Below are 13,606 nucleotides of genomic sequence, written 5' to 3'. Positions count from 1 at the left end.
GCCGCTGGGCTGGGTTTTCGGCGGCGGAGGCGGTACGTCGGCGGACTTCGCGCAGCCCTGGTACCAGGCCGGCCGGGTTCCGGCCGCGCTCTCCGGGACGCTGCTCACGGGACAGCCGGCCACTACGCCCCGGCGGACTGTGCCGGACCTTTCGCTCGATGCCGATCCGTTCACCGGGATGCTCGTCGGCCAAACCGTGCAATCGGCCGATAGTTCCGGCAAATCAGTCGACGTGTATAAGGAGGCGGCGGTCGGCGGAACCAGCCTCGCCAGTCCCCTGCTCGCCGGGCTTGAAGCCGACGCGATCGAGGCGCACGGCGGCGCGGACCTCGGTTTCGTGAACCCCTTGCTGTACTGTCAGGCGCATACCGCGCTAGTGCGGGATGTGACCGGAATCACGGTCACCGGCAATGGGCCCAACACCACGTCGCCGCTCGGCCAGATCTATCCGCCCATTCCGGGCAAACCGGCGGTGCTGGCGTCACTCGGCGACGACGGACCTTTACTCGCCGCACCGGGATATGACGCCGCAACCGGACTCGGCAGCCCCGGAGACGACTTTCCGCAGCGGCTCGGCGCAGGCTGAGCCAGGATCCGCTCGGCCCATGGTGGTACGGCGCGCTGCCTGGAAAATCGCCATCGGGGAAGTAGGGAAAACCCTTGTTGCGCACCGGCGAATTTCCCGCTCACCCGGTCGTAACCCACTGACAGTTTGGCGGATACCGGGCAACTTCAACATCTTTTGAGTTCAGCCATTGCGCGGCGGCGGGTTGCCGCAGTAGCAATGGTTCGCTGCGGTGCCGCGTGCCGGAGGACCCGGCGCAAAGGGCCGGCGACCGCAGCCAGCCCACCACTCTCGTTCTCCCGCCTCCGGCGGGATGAATCTCCAAGGGGAGGAAGGCCACCCATGCCTCTCGCCGCACAACGGCGGGCCAGGCGAGTCGCGGCCGCGGTCATACCGACCGCCGCGCTGCTCGCCACCGCGCTCACGTCGGCCGCGCCGGCCGACGCCGCAGCGACCAGTTCGTCCATCGCCGTCGGGCATCCGTCCTGGGCCACGCCCCAGGCCGACAAGGGCGCCGTGCCCGCGGCCACCCGGATCACCGCCCGGGTCTACTTCGCCTCGCAGAACGCCGCCGGCCTCGACGCGTACGCGAAGGCGGTCTCGGACCCGTCCTCCGCGCAGTACGGCAAGTACCTCAGCGCCGCGCAGGCGGCCGCCAAGTTCGGCCCGTCCGCCGCGAACAGCGCCGCGGTCAAGAACTACCTCACCGGCCATGGCCTGAGCATCACCGCGGCCAACGAGCACTACGTCGACGTCGCGGGCACCGCCGCGCAGGTCGAGGCCGCGTTCAACACCAGCCTGCACAACTTCTCCACCGCGACCGGCGTGCACCACGCGCCCACCAGCGACCTCACGGTGCCCGACTCCGTCGCCAAGGGCCTGCTGTCGGTCGTCGGCCTCGACGGCGTGCAGAACACTTCAGCCCGCCCGAACTCGACCTCGGTCTCCAAGGCCATCGGCACCAAGAGCGGCAGCACCCCGGCCAGCGGCATTCCCGAGCCCTGCTCCACCTACTGGGGCCAGTACACGGCGACCGGCTTCCCGACCGGCTACACCGCGACTGAGCCGACGGCCCCGTGCTCCTACGTGCCGTCGCAGCTGCGTAAGGCTTACGGCGTCAGCGAGACCGGCCTGACCGGCAAGGGCGCGACGGTCGCGATCGTGGACGCCTTCGGCTCCTCGACGATGCTCCAGGACGCCAACCAGTACGCGACGAACCACGGCGACAAGGCGTTCGCGCCCGGCCAGTACACCGAGTACGTCACCCCGGCGAACTGGACGAACCAGGCTCTCTGCGGCGGCGCCCAGGGCTGGGCGCCCGAGGAGGCGCTCGACGTCGAGATGGCGCACGGCTACGCGCCGAACGCCAACGTCGTCTACGTCGGCGCGAACTCCTGCACCGACCAGGACTTCCTGGCCGCCTGGCAGCTGATCGTCGACAACCACCTGGCCGACGTGGTCTCCAACTCCTGGGGCGAGATCATGCACGGCCCGACCGCCACCTACTTCGACACCTCGATCATCGCTCCGTACGAGCAGGTGCTGAAGCAGGCCGCGGTCGAGGGCATCGGCTTCAACGCGTCCTCCGGCGACTGCGGCGACAACTCCCCGGGCGCCGCGGCGCACGGCGCGAACTGCGACCCGAACACCACCGAGGCGCAGACCCAGTGGCCGGCCTCCGACCCGTGGGTGACCGCGGTCGGCGGCACCGCGCTGGCCATCTCCAGCGCCTCGGGCACGTACAAGTTCGAGACCGCGATGGGCAACCAGCGCTCGGTCCTGTCCCCCGACGGCAAGTCCTGGAGCCCGTTCCCGGGCTACTGGTACTTCGGCGGCGGCGGCGGTACCAGCCCGGACTTCAACCAGCCGTGGTACCAGATCTTCGCGGTGCCCTCCTCGCTCTCGCACACGCTGCTGACCGGTGAGAAGACCGCCCAGGCGCACCGGGTGATCCCGGACGTGGCGATGAACGGCGACCTGCTGACCTCGGTCGCGGTCGGCATCTCCGACGGCAGCCCGTACTCCGAGGCCGGCTACGGCGGCACCTCGGTGTCCTCGCCGTCCTTCGCGGGGATCCTGGCCGACGCGATCCAGGCGCAGCACGGCCGGCCGGTCGGCTTCGCCAACCCGGCGCTGTACCTGCGTCAGGGCCTGTACACCGACGTCACGGCGCACCCGGCCGCGACGCACATCGGCGACCAGACCCTGTCCGTGGCGTACGACCTCGGCTACAACGCGGACGGCTCCCGCCGGGTCCGGCTGTACTCGATCGGCACGGACTTCGGCCTGAACGCGGGCCGCGGCTTCGACAACGCGACCGGCCTCGGCTCGCCGAACGCCTGGTTCCTGTGGTCCTTCGGGCTCGGGGGCCTCGGCTTCTAAGCCGGCGCACGGGACTGATCCATCCGGGCGGGCCGTCCCTGTAGGGGCGGTCCGCCCTCGCGTTCCCAGTCGGTAGGCTCTGCTTCCGAGAACTCCGCCCGAGAGTGAGGAGAGCGCGCCGTGGCGTCCGAGTCCAGCTTCGACATCGTCAGCAAGGTCGACCGGCAGGAGGTCGACAACGCGCTGAACCAGACCGCGCGGGAGATCTCGCAGCGCTTCGACTTCAAGAACACCGGCGCGTCGATCGCGTGGGCTGGCGAGAAGATCGAGTTGCGCGCCGACGCCGAGGGCCGGGTGCTCGCGGTGCTCGACGTGTTCAAGGACAAGCTGGTCAAGCGCGGCGTCTCGCTCAAGGCTCTGGACGCCGGCGAGCCGCAGCTGTCCGGCAAGGTGTACAAGATCTCCGCGACGGTCACCGAGGGCATCAGCCAGGAGAACGCGAAGAAGGTCTCCAAGCTGATCCGGGACGAGGGACCCAAGGGCGTCAAGGCGCAGATCCAGGGCGACGAGCTGCGGGTCTCCTCGAAGTCGAAGGACGACCTCCAGGCGGTCATGTCCCTGCTCAAGGGCCAGGACTTCGACTTCGCGCTCCAGTTCACCAACTACCGCTAGCGCCTGCGGGGCGTGGGGCGGCTGGCAATCACCCGCAGCTGATCGGGCAGACGCCCGTGGGGGTAACATCCGGAGCCGTGACAGTGAACGCGCCGCTGCGTCCGGCGACGGCAGGTTGGTCAGAGCCCGTATTCGGCGGCCACAGAGCGGATGGGACCGCGCAGGCGGCGACGCGGGTGCTGCGGCTCGGGCGCGTGGTCGTGCCGCTGCGGTGGCCGCGGAGCCTGGCGGCGTGGGCGCTGATCGTGTCGGTGATCGCGACCGCGGTGATGGTCGGCGAGCCGGGCAAGATCCGGGACACGACCTGGAACGACACCTACCGGTACGTCACCGCGATCGAGCGCGACTTGGGCAAGAGCGACGCGCAGGCCCGGGCGATCGCGCTCGACTATTACTGCACCGACCTGGCGCGTACGACGGGGAACGCGGCGACGAAGGCGGGCATCCGCAGCGGCTGCATCACGCAGTGGACCGCGGCGGGTGGCCTCCCGCCGAACAAGCCCAGGTTCAACCTGATCTTCGACTCGCGGCCGGGATATCCGCTGCTGGCCGCGCCGTTCGTCGCGGGCTTCGGGCTCAATCGCGGGCTGGCGGTGCTCAGTGTGCTGCTCACGCTGCTGGCCGGCTGGGGCGTAGTGCTGCTGATCCGGCTGGCCGGGGGCGGGACGCTGGCCGCGCTCGCCGGGATGGTGGCGCTGTACACGCTGCCGACCTGGTTCTGGCTGAATCAGTTCCTCACCGAGGCGCCGACGCTGGTGTGCACGATTGCCGTGCTGATCGGTGCGGTACTGATGCTGCGGGGACGTACCCGGCTCGGTTTGATCGTCTCGACGATCGCGTATGTGTGCGGGTTCGTGGTGCGTTACTCGACCTTCTCGGTACAGGCCGGGTGTATGGCCCTGACGATCGGTCTGTTGGCGTGGTGGAGCCGGGAGTGGCGTAACCGACGCGCCGTGCTACTCGCGGCGTACAGCGCGGGCCTGCTGATCGTGCTGACGCTGCTGCCGATGGCGTTCGGCTGGCCGGGCTTCAAGGACTCGCTCGAGGACACCTTCACCAACCACTACACCGAGCCGACTCCGCCGAACCTCTACGGCAAGTGGCTCGCGCTCAACAAGCACTTCTGGCTGGCCACCGCGAAGAACTACCTGCACGACCCGCTGGTGCCCGCGCTGCTTGTGCTCGGGGCGGTGCTGCTGTGGCGGTACCGGCGGGACTTCGGCGCGATCGTCGGCGCGGCCGCGCTCACCGGGCTGGCCAGCGCGGCGGCGCACCCGCTGACCTCGCAGCTGGACCGGCTGTACTACCAGGTGTACCTGCTGGGGATCTGCGGCCTGCCGATTCTGGCTGATCTGATCCTGCGGCAGACCGGTGTGCTCGAACCTGCACGCGGAGGCCGGGCGGCGCCGGGTGCGCCGTCCGACGGGGCGAACGGCTCGAAGGACAGCGGTGCCAAGGACGACGGGACTAGAGCACGGCGGAAGGCGGACCCGGACGCGGCCGGGTCATTCGTGAGAAGTACGTGAAGAACCCTCCTCGGGACGATCCCCGTGGCGTCGCGCGGTGCTGTGATTGGCAGTAGCAACGAAACGACGTCCCGCTAACGCACGGGGAGTGAACCGAACGATGAGCGAGCACGACTCGAACCGCCGCACCCACAAGCACGACGCCCCGGCCAGCCCACTGCGCCGCGGCACCATTCGCGCCATCGCCCCGGCGTCCGTGGTCGCGATCGTGGCTACGGGGGCCGCGCTCGCACCGCAGTTCGCCTCGGCCGCGCCGTCGCTGCCGCCGATCTCCGCGCAGAACCTGCTGGTGAAGGTCGCGCAGTCGAAGGTCGACACGTACTCGGGTACGGTCGCGTTGACGACCAACCTCGGCCTGCCGGCGCTGCCGAACCTCTCCAACCGGGCGAACCCGCTGTCGCTGCTCAGCGGCACGCACACGCTTCAGGTCGCGGCGAACGGCCCGCAGAAGTCACGCATAGCGCTGCTCGACACGATGTCCGAATACGACCTCGTACACAACGGGACGCAAATCTGGCTGTACGACAGCTCACAGAACAGCGTCGAGCACGCGACGCTGACGGGCAAGCCGGATGCCAAGGCCCGGGAAAAGGGGGACGAGCTCAGGGCCCCGCTGACCCCGCAGCAGGCGGCGCAGCAGCTCCTGGCCGCGCTTTCCCCCTCCACCAACATCTCGGTGGACGGCACGCAGTCGGTCGCCGGGCGCGCCGCGTACACGCTGGTGCTCACGCCGAAGCAGAGCGGCACGCTGATCGGCAAGGTCACCATCGCGGTCGACTACCAGAACGGCGCTCCGCTGCAGGTTGCCGTGTACCCGGCGGGCTCGGGGACCGCGGCCTTCGAGGTCGGATTCACCTCGGTCTCGTTCTCGGCACCCAGTGACGCACAGTTCAACTTCAAGGCGCCCAAGGGCGCTACCGTGCAGGAGCTGAACCAGCAGCAGGCCAAGCAGAACGCCGGCATGGGCGGCCTGAGCGAGGCCGACCTCAAGCCGCAGGTGCTCGGCAAGGACTGGCTGACCGTCGTCGAACTGCACGGCGTGGACCTCAACGCGATCGCCCACGCGGCCGGCTCCGGCTCGAAGGGCTCGGATCGCGGCAACGCCAACGGCCTGTTCAACGGCGACGTCTCCAGCTACCTCAACACGCTGATCGGCGCCGGCAAGAAGGTCAGCGGCGCGTTCGGCAGCGGGAAGCTGTACACCACCAACTTCCTGTCGATCCTGGTCACGGACGACGGCCGGTTGTTCGTCGGCTCGGTCACCCCGTCCGTCCTGGAAGCGGACGCCGCGGCGCAGGGGACGAAGTGAGCCAGCCGAGTCCGACCATCGAGACCTACGGGCTGTCCAAGCGGTATCGCGGTGGGCAGCTCGCGGTGGACGGGCTGGAGCTGTCAGTACCGCAGGGGGCGGTGTTCGGCTTCCTCGGTCCCAACGGCTCGGGCAAGACCACCACGATCAGGATGCTGATGGGTTTGATCGGGCCGACCGCCGGGCGGGTGGAGCTGTTCGGCGAGCCGATCCCGCAGGCCGGCAACCGGGTGTTGCCGCGGGTCGGCGCGCTGATCGAGGGTCCGGCGCACTATCCGTACCTGACCGGCGCGGAGAACCTGGCCCGGTACGACGCCGCCGACCGCAGCGCCGATCCGAGGACGCGCAAGGCGCGGATCGCCGACGCGCTTGAGCGGGTCGGGCTGAGCAACGCGGCGCAGAAGAAGGCCAAGGCGTACTCGCTGGGCATGAAGCAGCGGCTCGGCCTGGCCGCGGCGCTGCTTCAGCCGCGCGACCTGCTGGTGCTCGACGAGCCGACCAACGGGCTCGACCCGCAGGGCATGCGCGAGATCAGGAGCCTGATCAAGTCGCTGGCCGCGGACGGCACGACGGTGTTCCTCTCCTCCCATCTGCTCGACGAGATCGAGCAGGTGTGCACGCACGCGGCGGTGATGAGCAAGGGCCGGCTGGTGGTCCAGGGCACGGTCGCGGAACTCGGCGCGGGGCTGCGGGCCAGGCTCGCGGTGACCACGCCGGACGCGGCCGCGGCCGAGACGGTGCTCAAAGCCGCGGGGGGCACGGAGGTGCACGTCGAGGGCGATCGGGTGACCTGCGACGCGGACGGGCTCGAGCCGGACGCGGTGTGCGCGGCGCTGGTCGGCGCGGGGATCCGGGTGTTCGCCTTCGGGGTCGAGCGGCCGTCGCTGGAGGACGCGTTCGTGGCGCTGACCGGGGAGGGCTTCGATGTCGCTCAGTAGCAGTGTGGACAGTGGCAGCAGTGTGCACGGCGGCAGCAGTGTGCACAGTGAGACCGTGGACAGCGGTGTCGGCGTGTCGCCTGGTCGTGCCGTGAGCGGGGGCGCACGCACGGCCGGGTTCCGGCAGCGGACACGGCTTCGGCTCGGGCTGCGCGGCTCGTTCGCGCTGAACGAGCTGACCACGATGTTCGGGCGGATCCGCAACCTGGCGCTGCTCGCGGCGCTGGCCGCGATCCCGCTGGCGCTCGGCGTGGCGATCAAGCTGACGACCCGTCATCCTGACGGCGGCGGCGGCTTCATCTCCCAGGTTTCCAACAATGGGCTGTTCCTGGTGTTCAGCTCGCTGACGATCACCCTGCCGGTCTTCCTCCCGCTGGCGATCGGCGTGGTCGCCGGGGACTCGATCTCCGGTGAGGCGGGCCAGGGCACGCTGCGGTACCTGCTGGTCGCGCCGGTGGGGCGCAACCGGCTGCTCGCGGTCAAGGGCGGGGCGCTGGCGGTGTTCTGCCTGGTGGCCTCGTTCACGGTGGCGGTCTCCGCCTTCGTGATCGGGCTGATTCTGTTCCCGATCGGGCCGGTGACGCTGCTGTCCGGGGAGTCGATCTCCTTCGGCGCGGCGCTGGTCAAGGCGGTGATCATCACGCTGCTCGTGGCGGCCTCGCTGCTCGGGCTCTGCGCGATCGGGTTGTTCGTCTCGACGCTGACCGACACGGCGATCGCGGCCATGGCGGTGACTGTGGGCGTCACGGTGCTCTCCGGCATCCTGCAGACGATCCCGCAGCTCAGCTCGATCCAACCGTGGCTGTTCACGGATCAGTGGACCTCGTTCGCGGACCTGCTGCGCGATCCGGTGTACACGCCGAACATCGTGCACAACCTGCTGATCCAGGCGCTTTACGTGGCGGTCTTCGGCTCGGCGGCGTGGGCGCGCCTCTCGTCCAGGGATGTGCTCGCGTGAGGCGCGCCCACGGGTGCGCGTTACGGCGCGGTACCGCAACCCGGCGCTGCTCCTCCCGCCGCTCCTCCACCGGCCATACCGCCGGGGCCGCCCTGTCCGCCGCTGGGCGCTCCGGAGGGCATCGCGCCGGTGGGAGCGCCGGACGGTCGCGCGGTGGGCATGGTCGTTGGCTGACCGCTCGGGGCGCCGGACAGCCGAGCCCCGGTGGGCATGGCCGTCGGCATGGTGCCTGAACCGCACTGCTGCGAGGAGGCTCCGCCGGAACTGCTGGAGCCGGTACTGCTCGAACAGCGGTGAGCACTCCCGCGGCGGTGACTGCGGCCACGGCGATCGCGCTCACGCGCAGTGCGACGGGTCGATGGAGCGGCATGCACGTCCTCCTGGGTTGGTCGTCAGGTCGAAGCCCCGTGGCTCGAACCTCACACCAGTCCCTGAGGAGCGCGGTAGGCAGATGGTGAAGGAAAGCTGAGTGACAGAACCGTGACAGAACCCGGGATCGGCCTCAGCCGAAGCCGCGGAGCCAGAGCCAGCCGACGCGGACCTGTCCGCGAACGCCGGTCAGCGGTAGCCGGCCATCCGCTCGAGGCGGGCGATCCGCTCGGCCATCGGCGGGTGCGTGGAGAACAGCCGGGCCGCGCCGCGGGCCCGTCCGCCGAAGGGGCTGGCGATCATCAGGTGGCTCGCGGTCACCAGCTCCGGTTCCCGCGGCAGCGGCATCCGGGAGGTCGCGTAGTCCAGCTTGTGCAGGGCGGAGGCCAGGGCCAGCGGGTCACCGGTCAGCCGGGCTCCGATCGCGTCCGCGCGGAATTCGCGGGAGCGGCTGATGGAGAGCTGGATCAGCGTGGCGGCCAGCGGGCCGAGCACCATCGCGGCCAGAATGCCGGGCAGGCCGGGGCCGTCGTCATCGGTGCGGCCGATCGGGATCAGCCAGGCCAGGTTGACCGACCACATGATCACACTGGCCAGCGCGCCGGCCACCGAGGAGACCAGGATGTCGCGGCTGTACACGTGCGCGAGCTCGTGGCCGATCACGCCGCGCAGTTCCCGCTCGTTGAGGATGCGCAGAATGCCGGTCGTGCAGCACACCACCGCGTTGCGCGGGTTGCGGCCGGTGGCGAAGGCGTTGGGCGAGTCGGTCGGTGAGATGTACAGACGCGGCATCGGCTGCCGCGCGGCGGTGGCCAGTTCGCGTACGACGCGGTACATCACCGGCGCCTGCGGTTCGCTGACTGGCTGCGCGCGCATCGCCCGCAGCGCGAGCTTGTCACAGGAGTAGTAGATATAGCCGTTCGTGCCGAGCGCGGCGAGGAGGGCGAGCAGCAGTCCGGCGCGGCCGTCGCAAATGCCGCCGACAGCGAGCAGCAGCCCGCTCAGCAAGCCGAGCAGGGCGGCTGTCTTCGCTCCGTTGTGACGCACAGGAAGGTTGCTCATCGTTTAGGAGTATCCGCCAAGTCCCGAACCGGTACACCCCTCCAACGACTGGACGATCACGACCGTTCCCGTGCAGGTGGCAGCGGTCGCATTACGCGTGTGCGCTGTGTTACCGCGCCGCCGCTGCCGGGCCGGAGCTGACCACCCAGGGCCAGGTCGAGACCGCGTCGAGGGCGGGGTTGGGCCAGAAGGAGAATACGACGGCGAGCGCGAAAGCGATGCCCACCCCAAGCTTTGGGGCGAGCGTGGGCAGCGTGCGGGTCGGGGAAAGGGCGGCGGCGCTGTCCGGCGTCGCGCCCAGCGTGCCGGCAGGGGTGGCGGCGGGCGGGGCGGTTGTGGTCAGCCGTGCCGCTCCGAAGAGCGACACGTCGAACAGCACGGCCGCCCAGCGCAGGTAGTAGTACAGCGCGATGACCACATTGACGGCCATGACGACGGCGAGCCAGGCCACGTCGCCGGTCATCGCCGCCTTGAAGACCGCCACCTTCGCGAACAGCCCCATGACGCCCGGGGGCAGTCCGGCCAGGCAGAGTAGGAAGAAGGCGAGGGCCAGCGCGGCACGCGGGCGCTGACGGTACATGCCGCGGTACGCGGCCAGTTCGCCGCCGGAGGGCAGTTTCAGCTCGGCCTCGCCGCTGTCTCCGAACGCCGCGCTGACGACGCCGAATGCGCCCAGGTTCATCACCGCGTACAGCACGAGATATGCGACCGAGGCGGAGACCTGGAGCGACTTGCTTACCGCCAGCGGCACAAGAACGTACCCAGCCTGCGCGACCGTGGACCAGGCGAGCAGCCGGACCGCCGAGCGCTGCCGCAGCGCGATGACGTTGCCCACGGTCATGGTCACCGCGGCGAGCACCGCGAGCAGGATGCCGAGCGAGTGCAGGTATGGGCGGAACGCCAGCTCGACCGTGAGGATCAGCCCGGCGAACCCGGCCGCCTTCGAGACCACTGACAGATACGCCGCGATCGGGATCGGCGCGCCGGCGTAGACCTCCGGGGTCCAGAAGTGGAACGGGACCGCGGAGATCTTGAACCCGAAGCCGACCAGCGTCAGCACCGCGCCGACCCCGGCGACCTGGGCCTGCGCCCCGCCGAGCGCGGAGGTGTGCGACAGCCCCGCGCTGACCCGGCCGAAGAAGACCGAGCCGGTCGCGCCGTAGACCAGCGAGATCCCGAACAGCATCACCGCGGTCGAGGCGATCGACATCAGGAAGAACTTCAGCGCCGCCTCTCCGCCGGCCCGCCTGCCGAAGCCGACCAGGGCGAAGGCCGGCAGCGACAGCGTCTCGAGCGCGACCGTGATGGTGACGAAGTCGCGCGCCGCGACCAGCACCAGCGCCCCGGTGAGCGAGCTGAGCAGCAGGAAGTGGTACTCGCCGAACGGCACCTTGAACCGGCGCGGCGCCATCAGCACGACCAGGACCGTCGCGGCCAGCACCAGGGTCTGCAGGGTGAGGGTGAAGTTGTCGACCACGTAGGAGCAGGAGAGCGCTGAGGTCGGGGTGCCGCCCTTCGCGCCGGGCATGCAGAACGTGTTGCGGGGCATGCCGGTCCGGTTGGTCCAGAGCGCGAGTTCCGCGGCGAGCGACGCGACGATGACGCCGAGGGCGCCCCAGGAAAGCCACTGCTTGCGGTCCGCGCTCAGGAACAGGTCCGCGAGCAGCACCGCGAGCGCGCCGCCGGCCGTCAACAGGACCGGCAGCAGCGTGGTGTAGTCGATTGACTGAATTCCGAAGATCGCTGAGGTGGCCATGGCTATCGCGCGCCTCCCAGCACGTGGTGGACGGCCGGATCGGCCAGGGCCAGGATCACCGCGGGCCACAGCCCGGCGACCAGCGTCAATCCGGCCAGCGGCGTCCAGCTGATCAGCTCACGCGGAGTCAGGTCCGGCAGCGGCTCGTACCGGGTACTGCCGTTCGGACCGGTCACCGCGCCCATGCACAGCCGCCGCACGACCAGCAGCAGATACGTCGCGGTCAGGATCATGCCGACACCGGCGAGCGCCATCAGGATGTGGAACCCGAGCGAGGTGAGGCCGGGCGCCGGCTTCGTGGCGCCGATGATCGCGTAGAGCTCGCCCCAGAACCCGGCCAGGCCCGGCAGGCCGAGCGAGGCCATCGCGGCGAAGACGATCAGCACGCCGTAACGCCGTGCCCGCTCGTAGAGCCCGCGGCCGAGCGTGTACAGGTCTGTGGTACCCAGCCGCTCCTTGAAGCCGCCGGCGATGAAGAACAGCAGGCCGGTGATCAGGCCGTGCGCGACCGAGGCGAACAGCGCGCCGTCCAGGCCGACGCGGGTCAGGGTCGCGACTCCGAGCAGCACGAACCCCATGTGGCCGACCGACGAGTACGCGATCAGCCGCTTGAGATCGCCGCCGCGCCGGGCCTGGGCCATGCACGCGAGCGCGCCGTACACGATCCCGACGGTGCCGAAGCAGCCGAGCGCGAAGGCGAATCGATGCGCGCCGAGCGGCACCATGCCGGCGCCGATCCGGATGAAGCCGTAGGTGCCCATTTTCAGCAGCACCCCGGCCAGCAGCACCGAGCCGACGGTCGGCGCGGAGGTGTGCGCGTCGGGCAGCCAGGTGTGCAGCGGCCACATCGGGGTCTTGACCGCGAAGCCGAGGCCGACCAGCAGGAACGCGCCCTCCTGCACGCCGATGGTCAGGCCGAGGCCGTGCCGCTGGGCCAGGGCGACCATGTCGAAGGTGCCGGCCTTGGCGTGGATCAGCAGGAAGCCGAGCAGCATCAGCGCCGAGCCGAGCAGCGTGTAGAGGATGAACTTGTTCGCCGCGCGCCGGCGCTCCTCGCCGCTGCCCCAGCGGTGGATGAGCCCGTACATCGGGACCAGCACGATCTCGAAGAAGATGAAGAACAGCAGCAGGTCCTGCGCCACGAAGGTGCCGACCATGCCGATCTGCAGCACCAGGAGCAGCGCGGTGAAGGCGCGCCCTGATTCGTCCTTCGCCGTGGTGCGCACCGCGTAGAGCAGGCAGAGCGCGCTCAGCAGGGTGGTCAGCAGCAGCAGCGGCAGCGAGATGCCGTCGATGCCGAGGTGGAAGCGCAGATCGAACGCGGGCACCCAGGGCACGTTGAGCTGACCCTGCATCTGCTCGGCGTGGCCGTAGTCGAAGAGCGGAAGCAGGACCAGCGAGAGGAGGAAGACCAGTGTGCCGGTCCCGGCGCCGACCCGGGCGGCTTGCCGAGCGGGCAGCGCGTAGAGCACGACGAGCCCGGCGGCAGGCAGGGCGAGCAGGAGGACAAGGAGCGTGGCCATGGATTACCGCACCTGTCCTGCGAATACAGCCGCGATCACGATCACTCCGGCGAACAGTGCGGTCAGATAGAGCTGGATGTTGCCGGTCTGGACGCGTCTGAGCAGGCCGCCGAGTCCGCGCGCGGTGATGCCGGCGCCGCGCACGTAGGCGTCCACGACCTCGGTGTCGAGGTAACCGACGAGTCTCGCCAGCGCCTTCGCGGGCTGAACGATGATCAGATCCTGCACGTCGTCAAGGTAGAAGCCGTACAGCGCCGTCTCCCGCCAGCGGCCGAGCAGTTCGGCCGGGTCCGCGGCCGGGTCGCGCCGCCAGGCGTTCCACACCAGGCCCGCGCCGAGCACGGTGACGACGAAGGCGATCGCGGAAGTCGCACCGGCCGGGGCGAGGTCGGCTCCGGCCGAGGAGGGCACCGCGAGTCCGAAGGCGTTGCCGATCCACGAGCCGAAGGCGCCACCGCCGAGCGCGACGAACCCCAGCACCGCGGCGGGAACGGCGAGCACGATCAGCGGAACTAGTTCGGTCTGCGGTGCCTCGACGCGGTGGTCGTCCGGCGAGGCCTCGGGGAACGGGCCCCAGAACATCTTCAGCCACAGCCGCGTCGCGTA

General features: G+C 70.0%; 9 protein-coding genes and 2 pseudogenes. 7 read left to right on the top strand and 4 right to left on the bottom strand.

All coding sequences use genetic code 11. The features are described 5' to 3' along the window. The 7 genes and pseudogenes from VFA06_RS20495 to VFA06_RS20465 all read left to right on the top strand — a co-directional run. Positions 1 to 586, top strand: a pseudogene (locus tag VFA06_RS20495) (serine protease); the annotation flags it as partial. A 321-nt stretch (positions 587 to 907) separates the two neighbouring features. Then, positions 908 to 2,947, top strand: coding sequence for a S53 family peptidase (locus VFA06_RS20490; protein ID WP_324842267.1), 2,040 nt, complete (start codon positions 908 to 910; stop codon positions 2,945 to 2,947). Positions 2,948 to 3,067: 120 nt separating this feature from the next. After that, complete coding sequence (locus VFA06_RS20485; RefSeq protein WP_324842266.1) at positions 3,068 to 3,559, top strand: YajQ family cyclic di-GMP-binding protein; 492 nt, start codon at positions 3,068 to 3,070, stop codon at positions 3,557 to 3,559. Positions 3,560 to 3,636: 77 nt separating this feature from the next. Beyond that, entirely contained in the window at positions 3,637 to 5,085 is a 1,449-nt protein-coding gene (locus VFA06_RS20480; protein WP_324842265.1) for a hypothetical protein, read from the top strand. A gap of 100 nt (positions 5,086 to 5,185) precedes the next feature. Then, on the top strand, positions 5,186 to 6,394 hold the full coding sequence (locus tag VFA06_RS20475) for a hypothetical protein (RefSeq protein ID WP_324842264.1): 1,209 nt from the start codon (positions 5,186 to 5,188) through the stop codon (positions 6,392 to 6,394). Beyond that, the gene (locus VFA06_RS20470; protein ID WP_324842263.1) at positions 6,391 to 7,332 is read left to right on the top strand and encodes an ABC transporter ATP-binding protein; all 942 of its coding nucleotides are present in this window, start codon (positions 6,391 to 6,393) and stop codon (positions 7,330 to 7,332) included. The genes VFA06_RS20475 and VFA06_RS20470 overlap by 4 nt, the downstream gene beginning before the upstream one ends. Beyond that, positions 7,319 to 8,290 (top strand): ABC transporter permease, encoded by a 972-nt coding sequence (locus tag VFA06_RS20465; protein WP_324842262.1) that lies wholly within the window; start codon positions 7,319 to 7,321, stop codon positions 8,288 to 8,290. The genes VFA06_RS20470 and VFA06_RS20465 overlap by 14 nt, the downstream gene beginning before the upstream one ends. Positions 8,291 to 8,848: 558 nt before the next feature. Here VFA06_RS20465 and htpX read toward each other — a convergent pair. The 4 genes and pseudogenes from htpX to VFA06_RS20445 all read right to left on the bottom strand — a co-directional run. Beyond that, positions 8,849 to 9,721 carry a zinc metalloprotease HtpX gene (htpX, locus tag VFA06_RS20460; protein WP_324842261.1) on the bottom strand — a complete coding sequence of 291 codons (873 nt, stop codon included), beginning with the start codon at positions 9,719 to 9,721 and terminating at the stop codon, positions 8,849 to 8,851. Between the two features lie 109 nt (positions 9,722 to 9,830). Next, positions 9,831 to 11,477 (bottom strand): NADH-quinone oxidoreductase subunit N, encoded by a 1,647-nt coding sequence (locus VFA06_RS20455; protein ID WP_324842260.1) that lies wholly within the window; start codon positions 11,475 to 11,477, stop codon positions 9,831 to 9,833. A 2-nt stretch (positions 11,478 to 11,479) separates the two neighbouring features. Beyond that, positions 11,480 to 13,000 (bottom strand): NADH-quinone oxidoreductase subunit M, encoded by a 1,521-nt coding sequence (locus VFA06_RS20450; protein WP_324842259.1) that lies wholly within the window; start codon positions 12,998 to 13,000, stop codon positions 11,480 to 11,482. Between the two features lie 3 nt (positions 13,001 to 13,003). Further along, positions 13,004 to 13,606 (bottom strand): annotated as a pseudogene (locus VFA06_RS20445) (NADH-quinone oxidoreductase subunit L); the annotation flags it as partial.

Origin of the sequence: Actinocrinis sp. (assembly GCF_035653575.1) — a bacterium.
Classification (GTDB): Bacteria; Actinomycetota; Actinomycetes; order Streptomycetales; family Catenulisporaceae; genus Actinocrinis.
Note: the sequence above shows the minus strand (reverse complement) of the source record. Positions and strands in the feature narration are given on the sequence as shown.